Below are 19,688 nucleotides of genomic sequence, written 5' to 3'. Positions count from 1 at the left end.
CGACGAAGCGCCCGGCCCCGGGCATGAAGCCGAGGCGGGGCATACTCGCGTCACGGTCAGGTGGCAGGCGGGGGCGGCGTCTGGGGCCGAGGGGTGTGGGGTGCGAGGTAGCCGACGACGAACACGAGCACGGTGGCGAGGGCGCCGGCGAGGGTCGGCGCGGCCACCTTGGATTCGATGTGCATGGGGGAACCGTCCTTTCGGGTCAGAGGTGGGCCTTGATGAACTGGGACATGATCTGCTTGGCGGCGGCGCCGGTGATGCGGTCGCCGAAGTCCTGGCGGCTGCCCTCGGCCTTGCGGGCGGCGAGCACCGCGGTTCCCGGCGGTTGGCGGCAGGCGCGCACGAGCACCCGGTGCCCGATCGCCCTCACCCGGACGTTCACCAGAGCGCCGGGGGCGTAGGTGAACCCCGCGCTGGTGTTGGTGCCGACCATCCCGGCCGCCGTCGCTACCGACAGGAACACGTTTCCGGCGGCGGTGAAGTGGATGCGCGCCAGGTAGTACGTGCTCGGGTCGACGTAGCGGAGCAGGAGTACTTCACGGTGCGCGCCTTGCCCATGACCGATGCCTCACGTTCAACGACGTTGATCGAGTCGGGGGCGAGCTCCGAGATCTCCATGAGGCGCATGCCGGTGTCGCGGAGCATGAGCATGATGGCGAGGTCGCGCCCGTCCCAGATGTCCTTGCCCTGCGCCTGGTCGGAGAGCTTGGTGATCTCGTCGTCCTCGAAGACGGGCACGGGCTTCTCAGTGACGGTCGGCCCCTTCATGCCGAGCATGATGGTGGGGAGCTCTTCGTCCTCGACGAACCACTTGAAGAACGCCTGGAGGCACCGGAACCGGTTGATGACGTAGGAGTCGGCGTGCCCGCGGGAGAACAGGCGGGAGAGCCAGAGTTGGATGTGCACCCGCTTGACGACTTCCCAGTCATCGATCGGGGGGAAGGTCTCTTCGTCGTCGTACTCGGCGCGGCCGTGCTCGCGGCCGACGTCGGAGCGATGGCCGCCGGCCTAGAGGTGTTCGGCGGCGAACCAGCGGATCGCGTCGGCGTACATGGTGACGGTGCGGTCGGAGCGGCCGAGGGCCTTCATGTGGGGGACGAACGGAAGTGCGGTTCGAGGGGCCCAGCGGCGAGGTTCCGGAAACCCCGCCGGGTTCCGCTTTCCCATGGTTTTCCTCTGTGGGACGGGCGCAGGCTGCGGATCGTATGTCTCGCTACACCGTTTTCCCAGGTCACCTGGTGATCGAGCCGACGAGGGGACTTGAACCCCTAACCTATCGCTTACAAGGCGATTGCTCTGCCAATTGAGCTACGTCGGCCGGTGTCGTTGACACCCAGTCGCATGTTATCGGTTGCGGGCTACTGCGTGGACGAGCGGCGGCGGGTGACCTCGTAGAGGGAGACGCCGGCCGCCACCGATGCGTTGAGGGACTCCGCGCCGGTGATGGGGATGCTCACGATCGTGTCGCAGGACTCGCGGACCAGGCGCGAGAGGCCCTTGCCCTCGGAGCCGACCACGACGACCAGGGGTCCCGTCGCGAGGTCGAGGCCGTCCAGGGGGACGTCGGCGTCGGCGTCGAGGCCGATGACGAACAGGCCCTCGGCCTTGTAGGACTCCAGGGCCCGGGTGAGGTTCGTGGCCTGGGCCACCGGCAGCCGGGCCAGGGTGCCCGCCGACGTCTTCCACGCCGCCATGGTCACCCCCGCCGAACGGCGCTCGGGGATCAGCAGCCCGTGGGCGCCGAAGGCGGCGGCCGAGCGGGTGATCGCGCCGAGGTTGTGCGGGTCGGTCACGCCGTCGAGGGCGACGATGAGCGCGGGGGAATCCGCCCGCTGGGCGGCGTCGAGCAGGTCCGCCGGGTCCCAGTACCGGTAGGGCCGCACCTGGAGGCCGACGCCCTGGTGGGCGGCGCCGGGCTGGCCGTTGCTCTCGCAGCGGCGGTCCAGCTCGGCGCGGGTGACCTCCAGGATCTCGATCCCGGCCGCGCCGGCGAGGCGGGCCGCTTCGGTGACCCGCGCATCGGGGTCGAGGCTGTTGCAGAGGAAGAACTTCGCGGCCGGAACGCCCGCGCGCAGCGCCTCGACCACCGGGTTGCGGCCGATCAGCAGCTCAGGACCCGAGCCGCCGCGGGACGCGGCGCCGCCGCCCTGGCCGCCGCCGTGCGCCGGGGAACCGTCGGCCGCCTGCGGCCGGGCGGCCGCGCGTGCGCGCGTGCGGTCGCCGTACCAGTGGCGCTCCTCGGCGGGCAGGGTGCCCTTCTTGCCTTCGAGCGACCGGCGCCCTTTGCCTCCGCTGCCCTTGGTCGGGCCCTTCTTGCTCTTCTTCGCCGGCATGAGCGCCGTCCTCCCCCTTGATCGTTTCGCACGCGTGCATGCCGGAACCGGTGGCGGCCCCGTTATCGGTGGTCGGTTCGTTGTGCGGGCATGTCCGGGCTCCCGGCGGGGCCGCGGTCGCGGCCCCGCCGGGGTACGCCCGGCCCGTCAGCCGCGCCGCAGCTCCCAGCGCGGCCCGCGCGGGGTGTCCTCGACCGCGACCCCCGCCTGGAGGAGCCGGTCGCGGATGCCGTCGGCCGCGGCGTAGTCCTTGCGGGCCCTGGCCGACTGGCGCTGCTCCAGCGCCACCGCGACCAGTGCGTCGACGACGTCGCGCAGCCCGGAGCCGTCGCCGCCCGCCCACTGCGCAGACAGCGGGTCGAGCCCCAGTACCGCCAGCATGGCACGGGCCTGGGCGACGTGGTCGGCCACCCGTTCCTTGGCGCCCTCGGTGAGGGCGGTGTTGCCGTCGCGGACGTGGCCGTGCACGACGGCGAGCGCCTGGGAGACCCCCAGGTCGTCGTCGAGCGCCGCCGCGAAGGAGTCGGGTACCCGGTAGGCGGGCTCGACCGGGCCGGTGACCTCGGTGGCGCGGGTGAGGAAGCCCTCGATGCGCTGGTACGCCGCGGCCGCCTCGCGCAGCGCGTCGTCGGAGTAGTCGATGACCGAGCGGTAGTGGGCCTGGCCCAGGTAGTAGCGCAGCTCGACCGGCCGGACCTTGCGCAGGATCTCGGGGATCAGCAGCGAGTTGCCGAGCGACTTGCTCATCTTCTCGCCGCTCATGGTGAGCAGGCCGTTGTGCAGCCAGTAGCGGGCGAAGCCGTCGCCGGCGGCACTGGACTGGGCGAGTTCGTTCTCGTGGTGCGGGAAGACGAGGTCGAGCCCCCCGCCGTGGATGTCGAAGGTGGTGCCGAGGTACTTGGTGGCCATGGCCGAGCACTCCAGGTGCCAGCCGGGCCGCCCGCGGCCCCATGGGGTGTCCCAGCTGGGCTCGCCGGGCCGGGCGCCCTTCCACAGGGCGAAATCGCGGGGGTCGCGCTTGGCGCGGTCGGAGTCGGAGTCGGCGGACGCGCGCATCTGGTCGACCCGCTGGTTGGACAGCGATCCGTAGGCGGGGAACGAGAGCACGTCGAAGTAGACGTCGCCGGAGTCGTCGGCCGCCGGGTAGGCGTGCCCGCGGTCGATCAGCCGCCGCATCAGCTCGATCATCTCGGGGACGTGCCCCGTGGCCCGCGGCTCCACCGAGGGCGGGAGGCAGCCGAGGGAGTCGTAGGCGGCGGTGAAGGCGCGCTGGTTGCGCTCGGCGACCGCCCACCACTGCACGTTCTCGGCCTGGGCGACCCTGATGATCTTGTCGTCGATGTCGGTGACGTTGCGGCACAGCGTGACGTCGAGGCCCTTGTAGGTGAGCCAGCGCCGGAGGATGTCGAAGTTCACCCCCGAGCGGATGTGCCCGATGTGCGGAGGCGCCTGCACCGTGGCACCACACAGGTACAGCGAGGCACACCCCTGGTGCAGGGGTGTGAAGTCGCGGACCTGCCGGGCACTGGTGTCGTAGAAGCGCAGACTCACACTGTCAAGGGTAGCCCTTTTCCACGCCTACCACGGTCGCCCGGTGAGGGCCAGGGCGGCCCCGGAAAAGCGGGCTCCCGTTCCCGCGACGGTGCCGTCAGGTCGGAATGACGCGACGAAATGGACATCCGCAATCCGCGGCACGACCAGGCGAAGAATCCGGCAGGTCGGGCCACCCTCAGCGGCACTTCCGTGACCCTGAGCGAAGCCGCCGCCCGTGAACTGGAGGAATTTCCTTTTCCGATACGTTCGCGGCCGCGGCGATTTCCGGTCAGTTTCAGCGGGAACCTCGTGTTCGCGCCGTTTGCTGGGCTACCCTTCTGCGCACGATGGCCGTTGAAACCTCTTCGAAAACCCCTGGTGCCCGCCGCGTCCCGGACCGGCCCGGGACCGGCCCCGGCTTCGCCGCCATCGCCCTGACGGGGCTCGGTGTGGTGGTGATCGCGGCCTGCGCCGTCCTGCTGTCCTACAACGGCATCTACCAGATCGCCCGCCAGGGCAACATCGACCCGCGGCCCGCCCACCTCTACCCCGGCGGCTTCACGCTCCTGCTGCTGATGGCGTTCTGGACCGGCTACGTGCTGCGGGCCGCACCGCGGTCGCGCCGGCTGTGGGTCGACGCGCTGATCCTGGCGATGATCCTGCTGGCGGCGGGGGCCAGCGCGCTGGAGGCCACCGGCCAGCGCCTGCTTCCGCAGGTCGCGGTCGTGCTGACCGCCGTGGCGCCCTGGCTCGCGCTGCTGGCGGCGTTCCGGTTCTTCCTGTGGGTGTGGATGCACCTGCGGGGCGAATTCCCCGACGACCGGCCGCGCCGGGCCGGCCGGGACCGGCCGCGCGGGCGCCGGCGGGAGCCCGGCCCCGACGACCCCACGGATGTGCTCACCCCCGTTCCCGCCACCACCGAGCGCCCCGGAGGCGAGGCGCCCGAACCCGCCTCTCCCGGGAGGGGAGAGGGGGAGAAACCGGACGGCCGCGCGGACGATGATGTGGCCGGCACCGCGCGTCTGGCCCCGGTGCCGCCCGCCGAGGACGGCGACCCGCCCGCGCGCGGGCGCACCCGCGGCCCGGGACCGCTGTGGCCGCGCCCTCCGGAGCCGCGCCGGGGCGGAACCGCCCCCTCCGCCCGGGTGCCGGAGCAGGGCGAGCAAGGGGAGCGGCGGCGGCAGCCGTCGCCGCGCCCGGAGCCGCCGGAGTCCTCCGACGCCCAGGCGCCGTCCGCTCCCGCGACGCCCGCCGGACCCCCTCAGGCCGCGGAGCCCCCTCTGCCCGCCAGGCGCGAGCCGGCCGACCTCATCGACCCCGAGCCCGGCACCCCGCCGCAGGGCAGCCGGCTGCCCGATACGGCCGAGCCGCTGCCGTCCGCCGCGGCCGACGACCCGCGGGACACCGCCGCCGATCCCGCGGTCACCACCGCGGCCGCGGCCGGTGCCGCCGGCGCGGCCGCCGAGAAGACGCGCGGCGCGGCGCCCGGCCCCGGCTCTTCGCCGCCTGAGCCCGTGTCCGGCCGGGTGGCGGAGGACCACGGCGCGGCCCGGGACGTCCGCGGCACCGCCGCGGAAGCCGACGACGCGGCCGAAGGTGCCCACGGCGCTCATGCCGACGGCACAGCGGGCGATGCCCGTGGACCGGCCGGGGACACCCCGGACACGGCCATCGGCACGGCCGCGGGCGCCCGCCCGCCCCGGTCCTCGGCGTCCGCCGGCGCCGACGCGGCGGAGGCCGGCTCCGCCGACGACACGGACCTGCCCCGCCGCACACCCGGCGGGATGAACGCGATCAAGCGCGCTGCGGCCGTCCAGCCCGTCGGGCGTCCGCTCACCCGCGCGGCCGGGACCGGCGCCTCCGAGGGGACCGCGGCGGACGCGGCCGATGAGGGGTTCGTGCACGACCCGGCCCCGGACGACCCCACCACCGACGAAGCGGAGCCCGGCACCCTCCCGGTACCGGCCCTCCCCCTTCCCGGAGCCGCCGCCCCGGCCGCCCCGGTCCCGGCCGACATCCCCGCCGCCGGACCGGCGACACGGCCGGAGCAGCCGTTTCCCGCGGCCCCGGCCGGCCCCGGCCGGCGGGCCGCGCCGGCCGAAGGGGAGCGGTCGACCGACGACGGCTGGGAGCCTGAGGACGACCGGCCGATCGACGAGGCCCGGCCGGCCCGCGAGGAGCGGTCCGCCGACGAGGCCGCGCAGCGCGGCGACGCGGCGTCCGTTCCCGCTCCCTCGGGCCCCGCCTTCCCCGCCGCCGCCCCGATCGAGAAGCGCCCCATGGTCCTCAAACCCCGGCGGATGCCCATGAGGGGTTTCCCACCGCCCGACCCGCCATCGCGCCGGGTCCGCAGCCAGCCCCGGCCCCCGAAGGACTGATCCGCCGCCTCCGGCACCCGACGCCCACGCGCGCCCATTGCGGGAACATCGTCACCGCGACCGCCGTGAACCGGCATGCGGAACTCCGTCGGAGCTCTCGGGTATGCGCATCGGGAGCGACCGCCAGCGGCGGCGGGCCCGTTCCTGCCTCCGGCGCCGACGCGGGCGCCACCACGCGCGAGACCGCCGGGTCCGCAGCCGGCCCCGGCGGCCCCCGAAGGACTGATCCGCGCCCCCGCCGCCGAGGCGTGCCCGCCCGGGAACGCCGTCGACGCGGGTCGCCGTGGGACCGGCGCGGGCGGCGCTGTCCGAAGCTCTCCGGTGGCCGCACCGGACACGGCCACCGGCGGCGGCGCGTCCCTACTTCTGGCGCCGAAGCGGGCACCACCACGCGGGAGACCGCCGGTACCGGCCCGCGCGGTGGCGAACCCGCGGCGGCACAGGGTGCGGTGCGGGCGGCGACGGCCCGCTGCGTCCCCGTCCCGCAAGGGCACCTGCCCGACCCGCCGCTTCGCGACCGCCCACCGGGAGTGACCGGAACATCGGACGCCGCCCACGCGAAACGCCCGGCCGGGGTGGCCCGGCCGGGCGCGCTGCCCGGTCACCGCCGGGCGGGACGTGTCGGCCCCGTCAGCAGTCCGCGGGGATGCACAGGGCCGTGGCGACCGCGGCGATGCCCTCGCCGCGGCCGGTGAGGCCGAGCCCGTCGGTGGTGGTGGCCGAAACGCTCACGGGGGCTCCCACGGCCGCGGAGAGGACGCGTTCGGCCTCGGCCCGCCTGGGGGCGAATTTCGGCCTGTTGCTGATCACCTGGACCGCGACGTTGCCGATCTCGAAGCCGGCGGCGCGCACGCGCGCCGCCGTCTCGGTCAGCAGCTCGACGCCGGAAGCCCCCTTCCAGCGGGGTTCGGAGGTGCCGAAGTGGGCACCGAGATCGCCGAGCCCGCAGGCCGAGAACAGAGCGTCACACGCGGCGTGCGCCGCGACGTCGCCGTCGGAATGGCCGCTGACGCCGTCCTCCCCGGGCCATTCAAGGCCGGCGAGGAAAAGAATGCGTCCCGACATGAATGGGTGGACGTCGGTCCCGACGCCCACCCGAGGCATTTTCACCATGAATGCAGTGGTTCTTTACGGCCTTTGTCAGTTGGTGAGGACTTCATCGAGAAGCGCCTCGGCCTTGTCCTCGTTGGTCTTTTCGGCGAGGGCGAGTTCGCTCACCAGGATCTGCCGTGCCTTGGCGAGCATGCGCTTCTCACCAGCGGAGAGCCCGCGCTCCTTGTCGCGCCGCCAGAGGTCGCGGACGACCTCCGCGACCTTGTTGACGTCGCCCGAAGCGAGCTTCTCCAGGTTCGCCTTGTAGCGCCGCGACCAGTTCGTGGGCTCCTCGGTGTGCGGTGCGCGCAACACCTCGAAGACCCGGTCCAGGCCCTCCTGGCCCACGACGTCGCGCACGCCGACGTCCTGGGCGTTCTCGGCAGGCACGCGTACCGTAAGATCACCCTTGTCGACCCGCAGGACGAGGTAGGTCCTATCCTCACCCTTAATGGTGCGAGTCTCGATCGCCTCAATACGAGCAGCCCCATGATGGGGGTAGACAACGGTGTCGCCGACCTTGAAAGTCATGTGACAAGTACCCCTTCCGCTACCACAAGGGTACCACGAATCTGTGACTTAACGTACCTATTCGGTTTACGTCCACGCAGGTCAGTGGCACATTTTAGGTCTTGACAAAGCTTACACGAGGTGCTTCCGGACCCCCCGGAAAGCCCCCGTGGGGCGGGTTTCAGCCGGTCGCCGCGCGCGCCGCCGGGCACGCAGAGTGACCGCCCCGCCGTGGCCCCGGGCACGCGAAAGGGGGCGGAACCGCGGTTCCGCCCCCTGCTCCGCGCCTCTCGGCGCCCGGTCGCGGCTGCCCCGTGCGTGATGTTCGCCACGGAGCGTCGGACGCCGTGCTAGACCTCGGGCTCGTAGTCCTTCGGCTTCTCGCCGGTGACCATGTACACCAGGTTGTCCGCAACGTGCACTGCGTGGTCGCCGAAACGCTCGTAGAAGCGGCCCGCCAGCGTGACGTCCATGGTGGCCTCCACACCGTGTGACCACCCCGGGTCGAGGATCCGCTTGAGCAGCTTGCGGCGCAGGCGGTCCATGCGGTCGTCGTCGGCGTCGAGCTCCAGCGCGGTGTCGGCGTCGCGGTTGCGGACGACGTCGCCCGCCTTGACCACGAGCAGTTCGGCCTGGTGGCCCATCTCCAAGACGATGGAGCGGAGCTCGGCGGGGATGGCGGAGTCGGGGTGGCGGCGTCTGGCGATCTTGGCGATGTGCACGGCGTGGTCGCCCATGCGTTCGAGGTCGCCGGCCATGTGCAGCGAGGTGATGATCGTACGGAGGTCGGTGGCGACGGGCTGCTGGCGTGCCATGAGGTCGAAGGCGGTGGTCTCGATCTCTTCGTCGAGCCGGTTCAGTTCTTCATCGCCGGAGATGACCTCCTGGGCGGCGTTGAGGTCGGCGTCGAGCAGAGCGGTGGTCGCGCGGGCGATCGCGTGGCGTGCCAGCCGGGTCATCTCGACCAGGCGGTCACTCAGCGAATCCAGACCTTCATGATAAGTGTCGCGCATGGCTTACATCGTCCCAGGTCGTAGCTTAATCACTTCGGAAGCATCGGTGAATATCTGCGGAACCTCGGTTGTAACACATGGTCAGACGGGTAAAGCCGGGCTCCGCCCGCTTACGATCGAATCGTGCAAGGAGAACTGCTGGCCGCGATCGCGGGACTCGTCGGGCTCGTGACAGGGGTCGCGGCCGGTCTCGCGTTCCGGATCAGCGAGACGGGCCGCAATCGCGCACCCGAGGAGCCGCAGCCCTCGTCGGAGCTGCCGCCGGGGATCGCCGAGGTCCTCGCGGCCCTGCCGTCGTCGGCGGTGGTACTCGATCCCGCCGACCGCGTCCTGCGGGCCAGCTCCGCGGCGCGCGCCTACGGGATCGTCCGCGGCGACGAGCTGGTGATAAGCGATCTGCTCGCCCTCGCCCGGCACGTGCGCCGCGACGGCGTGATCCGCGAGACCGAGATCGAGGTGGCCGTCCGCAAGTTCGGCCCCGATGCCACGTCGTTCGCCGTGCGGGTCGCCCCGCTCGGGGGAACCGGGCTGGTCCTGGTCCTCGCCGAGGACCAGACCGAGCGGCGCCGGGTCGAGGCGGTCCGCCGCGACTTCGTCGCCAACATCAGCCACGAGCTCAAGACGCCCGTGGGAGCGCTTTCGCTGCTCGCCGAGACCGTCGCCGACGCCAGTGACGACCCCGATGCCGTGCGCCGCTTCACCGGGCGCATGCAGCAGGAGGCCGCGCGGCTGACGAGCGTCATCCAGGACCTGATCACGCTCTCCCGCATCCAGGGCGCCGAGCCCATGGCCGAGCCCGACAAGGTCGTCATCGGCGAGGTCGTCGAGGAGGCGCTCGACGCCGTGCGCATGGCGGCCGACGCCAAGCAGATCTCCCTGGTGTCCAGCGGCACCGAGGGCATCGTCATCATGGGCGACGAGAGCCTGCTGGTCACGGCCATGCGCAACCTCGTGGCCAACGCCGTCGCCTACAGCCCCGAGCGCACCCGCGTCTCGGTGTCGGTCGAAGTAACCGACAACGCGGTGGAGATCAGCATCGCCGACCAGGGGATCGGGATCCCGCCGCAGGACCTGGAACGCGTCTTCGAGCGGTTCTACCGCGTGGACGCCGCCCGGAGCCGGGCGACCGGGGGCACCGGCCTCGGCCTGGCCATCGTCAAGCACATCATGACCCACCACCGTGGCGACGTCACCGTGTGGAGCAAGGAGGGGTCGGGGTCGACGTTCACTCTGCGTCTGCCCCGCCCGGAGACCCGGGAGCGACAGCGCTCCGGGGAGAACACCGATCGGGAGGCGGCACAGTGACACGCGTACTCGTCGTCGAGGACGAGGAATCCTACAGCGATGCCCTGTCGTACATGCTCCGCAAAGAGGGGTTCGAGGTCGCCGTAGCACCGACCGGGACAGTGGCGCTGGAGACCTTCGACCGCACCGGGGCCGACCTGGTGCTGCTCGACCTGATGCTGCCCGGCCTGCCGGGCACCGAGGTCTGCCGGACCCTGCGGCAGAAGTCCAATGTCCCCGTCATCATGCTGACGGCGAAGGACAGCGAGATCGACAAGGTCGTCGGCCTGGAGCTGGGCGCCGACGACTACGTCACCAAGCCGTTCTCCTCGCGGGAGCTGGTCGCGCGCATCCGCGCCGTCCTGCGCCGCCGCGGCGAGGACGAGCCGCTGCTGCCCAGCGCCCTGGAGGCCGGGCCCGTCCGCATGGACGTGGAGCGGCACGTCGTCACGGTCCGCGGCGAGGGCATCCAGCTCCCCTTGAAGGAGTTCGAGCTGCTGGAGGTGCTGCTGCGCAACGCCGGACGGGTGCTGACCCGCATGCAGCTCATCGACCGGGTCTGGGGCGCCGACTACGTGGGCGACACCAAGACCCTGGACGTGCACGTGAAGCGGTTGCGAGCGAAGATCGAGAGCGACCCCGGCGACCCCCGGTTCATCGTCACCGTGCGCGGGCTCGGCTACAAGTTCGAGCCGGGTCCCGCGGAGTAGCCGCCGGAAACGGGCGGGCGTCGTGGCGGGGTTCCCCGGGCGTCCGCCGCGTCCGTGCTCATACCTCCAGCAGGACCGTGAACGGACCGTCGTTGGTGAGCGCGACCGACATGTCCGCGCCGAACACCCCCGTCTCGACGTGCGCGCCCAGCCCCCGCAGCGCGTCCACGACCGCGTCGACCAGCGGTTCGGCGACCGGCCCGGGCGCGGCCGCCTGCCAGGTGGGCCGGCGCCCCTTGCGGGCGTCGCCGTACAGCGTGAACTGGCTGACCACCAGCAGGGGCGCACCGATGTCGGAGCAGGACCGCTCGCCGTCCAGGATGCGCAGCCGCCACATCTTCTCGGCGAGGCGGCGCGCCTCCGCTCCGGTGTCGGTGTGGGTGGCGCCGACCAGCGCCAGCAGGCCGGGGCCGGTGATCTCGCCGACGGTCTCGCCGGCCACGGTCACCGCGGCCCGGGCGACCCGTTGCACCACCGCTCGCATCGCGTCCTTTCCACCCCGGCTTCAGCCGAGGGCGCGGAACTGCCGGGTATTGGAGATGACGCCGGTGAGCGTCAGGGTGAACGACTTGATGGAGTCGGTGAAGTCCTCCAGCCGCCACTCCTCGGGCCCGACGTACCAGGGGAGTTCCTCGTCTTCGAGTTCGTCGCGGCCGGCCGAGGACACGATGCCGGCCCAGCGGTCGACGTTGTCGAAGATGATGGCGTAGGGCAGGTAGCGGGAGAAGAGGCGCACCCGGCTGCCCTGCGGGACGTGCTCGGCCTCGGGGCTGAGCAGGTAGGCGCGGAACCCCAGGGTGTGGGCGAAGACCATGCTGCCCTGCCGGGTCTTGGCCGGCATGTACTGCGCGCCGACGGTGACGGCCGCCCCGGCGATGATGACCGCGAGCCCGGTGAAGGCCGCCTGGGTGAAGACGGCGAGGAGCACCGTCAGCGCGACCCCCGCCACGGTGAGGCCGATCCCGGCGCTGGTCCACCGGTTGCGCTCCAGGTTGGGGCGGTAGGCGAACCAGCGGAGCCGGACCATGTCGCGGTACAGCTCGTCGCGCACCTCGGTGAGCCGTGCGGGGAAGTCGCTGCGCGCCAGCTCCGACACCTTGACCTGGTGCCAGTTGTGGAACAGGGCGTCGAGCAGCAGGCGCTCGTAGGGCAGCAGGTCGTCGTCGACGGGCCCCGGGCACTTGTCCAGCCGCCAGTCGACCGCGGAGAAGCGGGCGTGCGGCAGTTCGCGGATCGTGAGGTGGCCGCGCACCGCGAGGTCGACCACGGTGGCGGTGATGTCGACGACGTCGGCCTGCTCGTCGATCAGCGTGCCGATCTGGCCCGGGTGGACGCCGTCCGGCGGATGGAAGCGGAGGACGCCGGGACCGCCGCCGGGCAGCAGCGGTGCGCTGTCGCCGACGAACGCCTGCGTCTTCAGCGCGCGCTCGTCGCGCCCGCGCAGCCGGATCAGGGCCACCAGCCCGCCCACGAGGATGACCAGCACCAGTCCGAACACCCCGGAGGTGACGGGGGTGATCGCGAAGGCCGAGGTCAGGGACCAGGTGCGCTCCAGGACGGGTTCGCCCGGCGCGGTGCCGGGCGGGTAGCTCACGACGATGTCCAGGCGGTCGCCGGTGTCCATGTCGTTCTGGAGGAAGCGGGCGAGCAGCCCCTGGTGGCCGCCCATGTCGGAGGAGGTGCAGTAGATGGAGCTGCGCGGCTCCCCCGCTGTGCAGGCGAGCGCGATGGGCGGCACCCCGGCGTCGACGGCGACGGTGGTCTCGGCGACCGGGGCGCTGTAGCCGCCGACCGCGGCCCACTCCAGTTCGACCCCGTCGCCGACGGGGTCGAGGGCGCCGCGCACGCGGTATTCGAGGACGACGGATTCGGCCCCGCGCGTGTCGATCGTGAGGTCCAGGGAGGTGTCGTGGCTCCGGGCGGCGACGTCGACCTCGCCGCCGGCGGCGTCGCGGGCGGTGATGCCGGTGACCTCGAAGACGCGCTCGTGGGCGGTGTCGTAGGGCTCGCGCACGGTGAAGGTGCGGGTGAACTCGTCGGGGGCGCCGCCGCCGAAGGTGAGGGTCTCCTGGCCGTGCAGCACGCCCTCGTCGTCGAGGTCGAGCAGGATGGCGTTGCTGATGGCGGGGGCGTCGCCGGCGATCGGGACCGAGGAGTGGGTCTCGGGGGTGGTCGCGGCGCCGGCGGGCGCGGCGGCGCACACGACGACGGCCGCGGCGCACACGGACCGCATGGTCCCCACCCTCCTCATGGCGCCAGAGCCTATCCGTTCCACCGGGCCGACGCGGGCGCGGGGCGCGCGGGCGCGGCCCCACGGGGCGCGCAGGGCGGCCACCGCGGGGCGGCACGGGGTGCGCGCACGTCACCTGTCACCCGATACCGCCATAATCGTGGAGGCCGGGCACATGACGGCCGCCCGGCCGGGGGGCCGGGACACGGGGGCAGCCAGGAGGTGATTCGGCTCGATGGCCGGACACAGCACTGATACCGGGACCGCCGCGGTTCCCGGCCGGATCCGCGTGCGCGGGGACTACGAGCCCCCGGGCCACGCCGGCCGGCCGCGGCAGCCGCTGGGCCTGGGGGTGACCCTGGTCCTGGTCACCGGTCTGGGGGCGATCGGGCTCGCCGCGTTCCTCGCGGTCTCCGCTCTGTTCGGCCCGTCGGCCGCGCCCGCTCAGGCGGCCGGCGGTCCCGCCGCGTCCGAACCCGTCCCCGACGAGAACGTGCCGGCGGCCGGATCCGGCCCCGCCGTGCTCACGCAGAGCGCCCTCTACCGGAGCGGGGAGATCGCGGAGGTCACCTGCGCGGCGCCGGACCTCGACGCCGACGACAAGGAGTCGATGGAGAACTTCCTGCACGAGATCTCCGACTGCCTCGACACGGCGTGGAGCGAGCAGTTCAGCGGCACCGGGCTGGAGTTCGAACCCCCCAACCGGGTCTACTGGTACGCCTCCGGCCGCAGCCCGTGCGGCACCTACCCCACCGAGGGGACGGCGGCGTTCTACTGCCAGGCCAACAAGGGCCTGTACCTCGGGGTCGAGGACATCGTGCGCGCCTCCGGCGACAGCGAGTACCCCGAGGCGTACACGTTCCTGCTCAGCCACGAGTACGCCCACCACGTGCAGGGCGAGGCCGGGATCCTCGGCTACTTCCACACCGCCCGGGGGGCGGCCTCCGGGACGGACCGCGACCTGCTGACCCGCCGCAGCGAACTCCAGGCCAACTGCCTGGGCGGCGCGTTCCTCGGCGCGGCCGCGGGGTCCTTCCCCATCGGCCGGGACGAGCATGCGCATATCCTCGAAGATGCCGAACTGCGCGGCGACTACTCCGCCGAGGACCGCACCCACGGCTCGCCCGGCAACGGGCGGATGTGGACGGCCCACGGCATGGACCGCGCCGACCCGGCCGCCTGCAACACGTGGGCGGCACCAGAGGACGTGGTCGAGTGACCGCGGTCCGCAGACGGACCGCCTGAGGGAGATCCGGGGGCGATCGTGGATTCGGGCATGAGCGGGCACTCCGGCGGGCCGCCGGCCGGGCGGCGGCGCCCGGCCGAGGGCCGGGCGGCGCTGTACGCGGCCCTGGCCTCCCTCGTGCTGGCTCTGGCGTCCCTGACCTGGGTGACCGTCGGCGGCATGGGCGACGACGCCGCGGGCACGCAGTCCGCCGCCGATCCCTCGCAGGCGCCGTCCCCGGGGCCGGGAGCGGCCTCCTCCGGAGGGCTCGCGGGCGTGCCCGCCGACGAGTCCGGCGCGCGGCGCCCCACGGGTGAGGCCGCGCTCGTGGACAACCCGCTCTACGACACCGGCCGGCTGTCGCCGCTGCCGTGCCCGGCGCCCGGCATGGACGTCGACGACCCCGCCTCGGTGGCCGGGTTCCTCGACTCCGTCGCCGACTGCCTCGACCAGGCGTGGTCCACCCAGTTCGCGAAGGCGGGGATCCCCTTCCAGCCACCGGAGCGCGTGTTCTGGACCGAGCCGGGGACCAGCCCGTGCCGCGACTACCCTTCGGCGGCCGGGGCGTTCTACTGCCGGGCCAACGCCGGGATCTACATCGGGACCTCCGATGTCGTGGAGAAGTGGAACGGCGTGCGCAACAGCGCGGTCTACGCCTCGCTTCTCGCCCACGAGTACGGCCACCACGTGCAGGGCGAGGCCGGGCTGCTGGAGTACTACCACGAGCAGCGCCGGCTGGAGACCGAGGTCGCCGACCAGAACGCGTGGACCCGCCGCAGCGAGCTCCAGGCCAACTGCCTGGCGGGGGTCTTCCTGGGCTCGGTGCGGGTGAGCTACCCGCTCGACGAAGCGGACGTCGACCGCGTCCTCGACGACGCGTCGTCGACCGCCGACCGCGAGGACGGGCCCGAGGACGAGCGCACGCACGGTTCGGCGGACAACAGCATCCTGTGGATGGAACACGGGCTGGAGCGCCAGTCTCCGGGGGCGTGCAACACCTGGCAGGTCGCCGACGAGTCGCTGGTGCAGTGAGCGCGGCCGGGGCCGCCGCCGGCCCCGGTGCGGGGCACCAGGTGGCCGGGTCGGACCCGGTGGCCGCGGACGGCACGGCTTCCCGGCGCGCGGCGCACACGGCGCCGTGCCGGGCCGTACGGGGTCCCGCGGCCGGATCCGGCCGGGCCGGCGCTACAGGCAACGCGGGATCGCCCGTGTGAAAATCGTGCCATGCCGGATGAACGCATAGTGGAGTTGCGGATTCACGGAGTGAGCGGCGGCCAGGCCGAAGAGCTCCTCGACGTCGAACCCGCCATGCGGGTCTCGGGCGACGGCCTGGCCGGATTCTTCCGGTGGCGGCACAAGCGCGACACCGAGACCGTCCACGGTGTCCGGCGCGAGATATTCGCCTGGGGCAACCTCACCTCCGGCCGCTCCTCCCGGGCGCTGTGGCTGCTCCTCCTGCCGTTCATGCTCGTGAACATCGCCTACTGGATGCGTCCGGGGCGGCTGGACGGCCCCCGGTCGCGCGTCCACGTCGCCGCGGGGGCGGTGTACGGCCTGTCGGTGCGGCTGCTCGCGCTGAGCCTCACCGCCCTCCTCGTGCTCGCCGCCGCCGGGGTGGGCATGGACCTCGTCGGCTGGCAGTGCTCGGGCTGGGGGGACCGCTGCGCGGCGCACCGCCCGCTGCTGGGCCCCCTGTCCGCGTCGGGTTCGCCGTTCTCCCTGCCGGGCCCGGCGCTGGCGATCGGCTCGCTGCTGCCCTTGGCGGTGACCGCCGTGCTGTGGCGGCTCTCGCGGCGCACGAGCGGCGTCTACGAGGTCGCCAACGCCCCGCACGCCCCGCTCCCCCACGACACCGCCCCGCTCAGCGACCCCGGCTTCTGGCGCAACAGCAAGACCATGGGCCGGCTGCGGTCGGCGCACATCGCCGTGGCGCTCATCGTCGTCGCCGCGCTGCTGGTCATGCCGCCCCTGACCTACGACTCGGCCGCAGGAGCCGCGGGGGTCCGCACGGCCGGCGCCGTCCTCGCCGGGCTGCTGGCGGTGGCTCTGGCGCTGAGCACGGCCAGCGTGCTGGTCCCCGGCACGGACGCGGGCTGGAACCGGCGGGCCGACTTCGCCTGCGCCGCGCTGCGCAACGCCTCACTGGTCCTGCTCGGCTGCGCGCTGGCCTACGTGCTCCTACCGCGGCCGGACTGGGCGGCAGCCGGGCGGCTGCCGGGCTACGCGAGCGTCCTCAACTCGCTGTTCGCGGCGCAGTGCGTGCTCGCCGTGACCCTGGCGATCGCCGCTCTGGTCCTGTTCCGGCGCAACCCGGCGCACGACGACGCCGCGCTGGACGGTATGGCCGGACCCGTCACCGCCGTGTTCGGCGCGCTGCTGGGCGGGGTGTTCTCCGCGGCGATCGTCTACCAGACCGCCGGCCTGCTGGGCGGCTGCTACTACCCCGGCGCCGAGGCGGCCGGGTGCCTCCCGCTGCGCCCGCCCAGCGCCTACGCCTGGCTCCAGGCCGCGTTCACCATGGAGGCGGTGATCGCCACGGCGATCGGCGCCGTCCTGCTCGTCATCCTCGGGCGGCGCACCGAGAGCGAGCTCGACACCGTCGCCGCCACCTACGCGCGTCCGCGCGACGCCCAGCGCACCCGCGAGATCGCGCACGGCCGGGCGCTCGGCGGCCTCACCGAGATTCTTCCGGCGTGCCTGGCGGCCCTGCTGATCCCGGTGGTCGCGCTGGTGTCCCTGGTGCTGTACGCGGTGTGGTCCGGGCGGCTGACCGCCGGGCCCGCCGGGTACCAGCCCCTGCCGCCGGTCGCGGCCGAGGCGGCGGGCGACCCGGCCCAGGAGGCCGTCACCGCCATGGTGACCACGGGCTCGTTCCTCGGCGGGGTGTTCCTGATCGCGCTGGTGCTGCTGGGCAGCAGCGCCTACCGCAACCGGCCCACCCGTCAGGGGGTCGGGGTGCTCTGGGACATCGGGACCTTCTGGCCGCGCGTGGCCCACCCGCTGTCGCCGCCGTCCTACGCCGAGCGCGCGGTGCCGCAGCTGGTGGCACGGGTGTCGGCCATGACCGACGACGGCGACGCCGTGGTGCTGTCGGGGCACTCCCAGGGCTCGGTGCTGGCCGCGGCGACGGTGTGGCAGCTGCCGACGCGCTGCCGGGGCACCGTCGCGCTGATCACGCACGGCTCGCCGCTGTACCGGCTCTACGCCCGCTACTTCCCGGCCTACTTCGGTCCGGGGGCGCTCGCCGATATCCGCGACCGCGTATCGGGCTGGCGCAATCTGTGGCGGGCCACCGACGCGATCGGGGGCCCGATCCGCGCCGACGGCGCGACGGTCGGCTTCGCGGAGCCGCTGCCCGACCCCCGGAGCTACGACGTGCGCAAGGGGGAGGCGCTGGCCCCGGAGGTCCTCGGCCACTCCTTCTACACCCATGACCCCGCCTACGTCTCGGCGGTCGAGGCCGCCGTGGCGCGGCTGCGCACGGCCATGGGGACCGGGGCCGACCTGCACCCCGGGCTGGAGGTGCAGGTGACCGTCGTCGACGACGCCGCCATCACCGCCGTGGAAGAGGCCGTGACGGCGCTGCTGCACGCGTTCGGGTGGCGGACCGCCACCCGGCTGGCCGCCGAGCACGGTCCGTGGTTCCGCCGGTCCCGGGTGACCACGGCCGGCCCCGCGACGAGGACGGAAGTGGAGGCCCGGTTGGGGGAACTGGCCCGCGCCCTGCGGGCGCGGCCCCTCGTGCCGCCGCGGGCGGACCGCGACCCCGAACGCGCCGAGGCGGCGTCGGTCCTGCTGGCGGCGCTGGAGGCGGCGGGCGAGGCGCTGGTGCGCGTGGGGCCGCTACTGGTGGTGCGGACCGGCGGGCGGCTCACCGTGCACACGATGGAGCCGGCGGAGGAGGAGCACTTCGACCGCCACCCCCTGCTGCTGCGCGATCCGGGGGCGACGCTGGAGCAGTTGGGCGAGGTCGCGGGCGTACCGCTGCCGCGGCCGGGCGGCGCGCCGCCGACCCGGGCACAGGGCTACCAGGGACCGTAGGGACCCTCAGAGCGCCCGACATTGCGCACGGCGGGACGGACGTCGAGGATGAAGATGAGGGCGGCGATCAGCGCGAGGAACGTGAGCATGCCGGTTCCGGAGACGACCGCGAGCAGGGAGAGCGCGGTGGCCACCCCGAGCAGGCCCACCCAGAGCTTCTTGGTCTGCTTGTCCATGGCCGCGTAGGCGGGTGCGGGCGTGCGCAGTGCCTCGATGAACGCGTAGAGGGACGTGACGAAGATCGCGATGTAGATGATCTGGTACACGAGCCACATACCGGCCACGAGGAACTCCGAACCTTGGTGTCACGGACGGTCGGCCGGAGGCATTCCACCGGCTCTCCCCCAGTAAACGCCCAGGAAGCCGGAATCGTGCCCGCCCGGCCCGGATTCACATCGGCAGGTGCCACAGGGCCACCGTGGTGGCCATCAGGGTGAGCGCCGACAGCAGCACCCCGGCGGACTCCGGGAGCGACAGCTCCTTGGTGGGGTTGAGCAGGCGCGATACCCGCGTGACGACGTCGGGCTGCGGGCCGGCCGTGACGGCGAGCGCCCCGGCGGGGACGGCCGTGGTGCCCTTCGCCCCGAAGCGCAGCAGCGCCATGGCGAGCTCCTTGGCGGAGCGCTCCCGGCGCGCCTGGTCGTCGGCGCACATCTCGATCAGCAGGGCGACCGCGCTGTAGTAGGTCTCGACCATCCGCACGCGCGGGAACGCGCGCTTCAGCGACGAGAACGGGAGCAGTACGAGGTCGTGCCGCTGGCGCAGGTGCGCGTGCTCGTGGGCGATCACCGCGGCGAGCTCGCTGCGGTCGAGCACTTCGAGGGCGCCGGCGCTGATGACGACCTGCGAGCGCAGCACCCCGGGCAGGCAGTAGGCCGCGGCGGCGGGGTGGTCCAGGACCCGGGCGCCGGGGACCTGGGGGTCGTCGCGGGCGACCAGCCCCAGGAGGTCGTGGTGGCGTCTGCGCACCCGGACGACCTGGACGAACGAGGCGACGAGCCCCGAGAACAGCAGCAGGGTCAGGCCGAACGCCACGATGACGGCCCCGACCTGGGTGGCGCCGAAGGGGGTGCCGGCGAGTTCGGACAGGTAGAGGTCGTGCGCGAGGGCGTCGGCGTAGAGCGCGAACAGCCCCCCGAACACCCCCTTGCCGTAGGGCGCCAGGCCGAACGCCAGCAGCGCACCGATGGTCGAGATCCCCCAGGCCAGGCCCAGCGCCTGCCAGGCGATGACGGCCACGTAGGGGCCGCGCACGGGCCACTGGGCCCTGCGGAGTCGTGCCGCTGCGATGAAACAGCCGACTGCGATCGTGGTGAGCAGAGCGGCACTGACCATA

19 protein-coding genes and 1 tRNA gene are annotated in these 19,688 nt (G+C 73.2%); 6 read left to right on the top strand and 14 right to left on the bottom strand.

Translation table 11 applies throughout. The features are described 5' to 3' along the window. Nucleotides 1-56: 56 nt before the first annotated feature. From ACFO4E_RS12790 to cysS, 7 genes are all read right to left on the bottom strand, one after another. Nucleotides 57-185, bottom strand: coding sequence for a hypothetical protein (locus tag ACFO4E_RS12790; RefSeq protein WP_378574171.1), 129 nt, complete (start codon nt 183-185; stop codon nt 57-59). Nucleotides 186-205: 20 nt separating this feature from the next. Next, nucleotides 206-436, bottom strand: coding sequence for a hypothetical protein (locus tag ACFO4E_RS12785; protein WP_378574169.1), 231 nt, complete (start codon nt 434-436; stop codon nt 206-208). A 14-nt stretch (nt 437-450) separates the two neighbouring features. Beyond that, the gene (locus ACFO4E_RS12780) at nt 451-909 is read right to left on the bottom strand and encodes a tyrosine-type recombinase/integrase (protein WP_378574167.1); all 459 of its coding nucleotides are present in this window, start codon (nt 907-909) and stop codon (nt 451-453) included. A 102-nt stretch (nt 910-1,011) separates the two neighbouring features. Further along, nucleotides 1,012-1,170 (bottom strand): hypothetical protein, encoded by a 159-nt coding sequence (locus ACFO4E_RS12775; protein WP_378574165.1) that lies wholly within the window; start codon nt 1,168-1,170, stop codon nt 1,012-1,014. 78 nt (nt 1,171-1,248) lie between these two features. Next, a tRNA-Thr gene (locus ACFO4E_RS12770) sits at nt 1,249-1,321 on the bottom strand. Between the two features lie 40 nt (nt 1,322-1,361). Continuing rightward, nucleotides 1,362-2,336, bottom strand: a complete 975-nt coding sequence (gene rlmB, locus ACFO4E_RS12765; RefSeq protein WP_378574163.1) for a 23S rRNA (guanosine(2251)-2'-O)-methyltransferase RlmB — start codon at nt 2,334-2,336, stop codon at nt 1,362-1,364. 147 nt (nt 2,337-2,483) lie between these two features. Continuing rightward, on the bottom strand, nt 2,484-3,887 hold the full coding sequence (cysS, locus tag ACFO4E_RS12760; protein ID WP_378574161.1) for a cysteine--tRNA ligase: 1,404 nt from the start codon (nt 3,885-3,887) through the stop codon (nt 2,484-2,486). 329 nt (nt 3,888-4,216) lie between these two features. On the opposite strand from cysS, the gene ACFO4E_RS12755 reads away from it, so the two are divergent. Continuing rightward, nucleotides 4,217-6,247, top strand: a complete 2,031-nt coding sequence (locus ACFO4E_RS12755) for a hypothetical protein (protein WP_378574159.1) — start codon at nt 4,217-4,219, stop codon at nt 6,245-6,247. 630 nt (nt 6,248-6,877) lie between these two features. On the opposite strand, the gene ispF is transcribed toward ACFO4E_RS12755, so the two are convergent. The 3 genes from ispF to phoU all read right to left on the bottom strand — a co-directional run bounded on the left by ispF (nt 6,878) and on the right by phoU (nt 8,862). After that, nucleotides 6,878-7,351 carry a 2-C-methyl-D-erythritol 2,4-cyclodiphosphate synthase gene (ispF, locus tag ACFO4E_RS12750; RefSeq protein ID WP_378574319.1) on the bottom strand — a complete coding sequence of 158 codons (474 nt, stop codon included), beginning with the start codon at nt 7,349-7,351 and terminating at the stop codon, nt 6,878-6,880. Nucleotides 7,352-7,387: 36 nt separating this feature from the next. After that, nucleotides 7,388-7,870 carry a CarD family transcriptional regulator gene (locus tag ACFO4E_RS12745; protein ID WP_184077545.1) on the bottom strand — a complete coding sequence of 161 codons (483 nt, stop codon included), beginning with the start codon at nt 7,868-7,870 and terminating at the stop codon, nt 7,388-7,390. 329 nt (nt 7,871-8,199) lie between these two features. Then, nucleotides 8,200-8,862 (bottom strand): phosphate signaling complex protein PhoU, encoded by a 663-nt coding sequence (gene phoU, locus ACFO4E_RS12740; protein ID WP_378574157.1) that lies wholly within the window; start codon nt 8,860-8,862, stop codon nt 8,200-8,202. 123 nt (nt 8,863-8,985) lie between these two features. Here phoU and ACFO4E_RS12735 point away from each other — a divergent pair, with 123 nt between their 5' ends. Together ACFO4E_RS12735 and ACFO4E_RS12730 are read left to right on the top strand one after the other, a co-directional pair. Continuing rightward, nucleotides 8,986-10,167, top strand: coding sequence for a sensor histidine kinase (locus ACFO4E_RS12735; protein WP_378574155.1), 1,182 nt, complete (start codon nt 8,986-8,988; stop codon nt 10,165-10,167). Further along, entirely contained in the window at nt 10,164-10,856 is a 693-nt protein-coding gene (locus ACFO4E_RS12730) for a response regulator (RefSeq protein ID WP_378574153.1), read from the top strand. The genes ACFO4E_RS12735 and ACFO4E_RS12730 overlap by 4 nt, the downstream gene beginning before the upstream one ends. Before the next feature lie 58 nt (nt 10,857-10,914). Here the strand turns inward: ACFO4E_RS12730 and dtd are convergent, their stop codons facing one another. After that, on the bottom strand, nt 10,915-11,340 hold the full coding sequence (dtd, locus tag ACFO4E_RS12725; protein WP_378574151.1) for a D-aminoacyl-tRNA deacylase: 426 nt from the start codon (nt 11,338-11,340) through the stop codon (nt 10,915-10,917). Nucleotides 11,341-11,361: 21 nt separating this feature from the next. Next, on the bottom strand, nt 11,362-13,089 hold the full coding sequence (locus tag ACFO4E_RS12720) for a DUF2207 domain-containing protein (RefSeq protein WP_378574149.1): 1,728 nt from the start codon (nt 13,087-13,089) through the stop codon (nt 11,362-11,364). Between the two features lie 232 nt (nt 13,090-13,321). On the opposite strand from ACFO4E_RS12720, the gene ACFO4E_RS12715 reads away from it, so the two are divergent. The 3 genes from ACFO4E_RS12715 (at nt 13,322) to ACFO4E_RS12705 (ending at nt 18,352) form a co-directional block, all read left to right on the top strand. Next, a complete protein-coding gene (locus ACFO4E_RS12715) occupies nt 13,322-14,305 on the top strand; it encodes a neutral zinc metallopeptidase (RefSeq protein WP_378574147.1) in 984 nt (327 codons plus the stop codon). A gap of 57 nt (nt 14,306-14,362) precedes the next feature. Then, the gene (locus tag ACFO4E_RS12710) at nt 14,363-15,343 is read left to right on the top strand and encodes a neutral zinc metallopeptidase (RefSeq protein WP_378574145.1); all 981 of its coding nucleotides are present in this window, start codon (nt 14,363-14,365) and stop codon (nt 15,341-15,343) included. Between the two features lie 192 nt (nt 15,344-15,535). Further along, nucleotides 15,536-18,352, top strand: a complete 2,817-nt coding sequence (locus ACFO4E_RS12705) for a hypothetical protein (RefSeq protein ID WP_378574143.1) — start codon at nt 15,536-15,538, stop codon at nt 18,350-18,352. Here ACFO4E_RS12705 and ACFO4E_RS12700 read toward each other — a convergent pair. Both ACFO4E_RS12700 and ACFO4E_RS12695 read right to left on the bottom strand, forming a co-directional pair. Then, nucleotides 18,337-18,627 (bottom strand): DUF2516 family protein, encoded by a 291-nt coding sequence (locus tag ACFO4E_RS12700; protein WP_378574317.1) that lies wholly within the window; start codon nt 18,625-18,627, stop codon nt 18,337-18,339. The genes ACFO4E_RS12705 and ACFO4E_RS12700 overlap by 16 nt on opposite strands. A 115-nt stretch (nt 18,628-18,742) precedes the next feature. Further along, nucleotides 18,743-19,687, bottom strand: a complete 945-nt coding sequence (locus tag ACFO4E_RS12695) for a M56 family metallopeptidase (protein WP_378574141.1) — start codon at nt 19,685-19,687, stop codon at nt 18,743-18,745. Between the last annotated feature and the right edge of the window lies 1 nt (nt 19,688).

The sequence above is a fragment of the Nocardiopsis mangrovi genome (assembly GCF_042653925.1).
In the GTDB taxonomy this organism is placed as follows: domain Bacteria; phylum Actinomycetota; class Actinomycetes; order Streptosporangiales; family Streptosporangiaceae; genus Nocardiopsis_B; species Nocardiopsis_B mangrovi.
This window is presented reverse-complemented; position numbering and strand designations above follow the sequence as displayed.

Coding starts and splice junctions, on each gene's coding strand:
- ACFO4E_RS12790 (WP_378574171.1), bottom strand. CDS start 185: ATGCACATCGAATCCAAGGTGGCCGCGCCGACCCTCGCCGGCGCCCTC.
- ACFO4E_RS12785 (WP_378574169.1), bottom strand. CDS start 436: ATGGTCGGCACCAACACCAGCGCGGGGTTCACCTACGCCCCCGGCGCT.
- ACFO4E_RS12775 (WP_378574165.1), bottom strand. CDS start 1,170: ATGGGAAAGCGGAACCCGGCGGGGTTTCCGGAACCTCGCCGCTGGGCC.
- rlmB (WP_378574163.1), bottom strand. CDS start 2,336: ATGCCGGCGAAGAAGAGCAAGAAGGGCCCGACCAAGGGCAGCGGAGGC.
- ACFO4E_RS12755 (WP_378574159.1), top strand. CDS start 4,217: ATGGCCGTTGAAACCTCTTCGAAAACCCCTGGTGCCCGCCGCGTCCCG.
- ispF (WP_378574319.1), bottom strand. CDS start 7,351: ATGCCTCGGGTGGGCGTCGGGACCGACGTCCACCCATTCATGTCGGGA.
- ACFO4E_RS12745 (WP_184077545.1), bottom strand. CDS start 7,870: ATGACTTTCAAGGTCGGCGACACCGTTGTCTACCCCCATCATGGGGCT.
- phoU (WP_378574157.1), bottom strand. CDS start 8,862: ATGCGCGACACTTATCATGAAGGTCTGGATTCGCTGAGTGACCGCCTG.
- dtd (WP_378574151.1), bottom strand. CDS start 11,340: ATGCGAGCGGTGGTGCAACGGGTCGCCCGGGCCGCGGTGACCGTGGCC.
- ACFO4E_RS12720 (WP_378574149.1), bottom strand. CDS start 13,089: ATGCGGTCCGTGTGCGCCGCGGCCGTCGTCGTGTGCGCCGCCGCGCCC.
- ACFO4E_RS12715 (WP_378574147.1), top strand. CDS start 13,322: ATGGCCGGACACAGCACTGATACCGGGACCGCCGCGGTTCCCGGCCGG.
- ACFO4E_RS12710 (WP_378574145.1), top strand. CDS start 14,363: ATGAGCGGGCACTCCGGCGGGCCGCCGGCCGGGCGGCGGCGCCCGGCC.
- ACFO4E_RS12705 (WP_378574143.1), top strand. CDS start 15,536: ATGCCGGATGAACGCATAGTGGAGTTGCGGATTCACGGAGTGAGCGGC.
- ACFO4E_RS12700 (WP_378574317.1), bottom strand. CDS start 18,627: ATGTGGCTCGTGTACCAGATCATCTACATCGCGATCTTCGTCACGTCC.
- ACFO4E_RS12695 (WP_378574141.1), bottom strand. CDS start 19,687: ATGGTCAGTGCCGCTCTGCTCACCACGATCGCAGTCGGCTGTTTCATC.